1 protein-coding gene is annotated in these 586 nt (G+C 49.7%); it reads right to left on the bottom strand.

Annotated features, from left to right (window positions below; genetic code table 11):
• Positions 1-586: FCD domain-containing protein (locus R7Z49_RS26470; protein WP_318112624.1), on the bottom strand; the 586-nt coding region annotated here is incomplete at both ends.

Below are 586 nucleotides of genomic sequence, written 5' to 3'. Positions count from 1 at the left end.
GATGTCAGACAGCTCCAACAGGCGCTGTTTAACGTTTTCAAGGTGTTGCCACATGGCATTTTTTGCAGCGATAGGATCTTTACGCTGCAATGCGGCGAGGATTTTGGCGTGATCGTCTAACCACTCTTCACGGTAGTCTTGACCAGCAATGTGAGAATGAAGTTTCTTCCACATTGGGCTGCTCTCGCGTCGCTCCCAAGATTGCTTCAACATGTCCACCAGCACAGAGTTTTGAGTTGCCTCTGCAATGCACATGTGAAACTTCTCATCACCGTTGCAATCTGCGGTGCCACTGGCAAGTTCTTCTCGTTCTAACTCAAGGGCTGCACGCATTTTCACGATGTCGCCAGGCGTTACTTGCATCGCTGCAAATTCCGCAATGTTACTTTCAAGCAACTGGCGAGCTTGGAGCATTTCAAACGGACCGGCATCATCGCTGATCACGTTCTCACGGGAGTTCGGTTGAGATGGAATATTGATGACATACACCCCAGAACCTTTCTTCACTTCGACAAGGTTTTCCAGCTCCAGCATGATGATCGCTTCACGCACTACTGTGCGGCTAACGTCGAGACGTTCTGCGATA

The sequence above is a fragment of the Vibrio sp. 1562 genome (assembly GCF_033340155.1).
GTDB classification, from domain to species: domain Bacteria; phylum Pseudomonadota; class Gammaproteobacteria; order Enterobacterales; family Vibrionaceae; genus Vibrio; species Vibrio alginolyticus.
The sequence above is the reverse complement of the archived record's forward strand: the minus strand, read 5'-3'. Positions and strand labels throughout refer to the sequence as shown.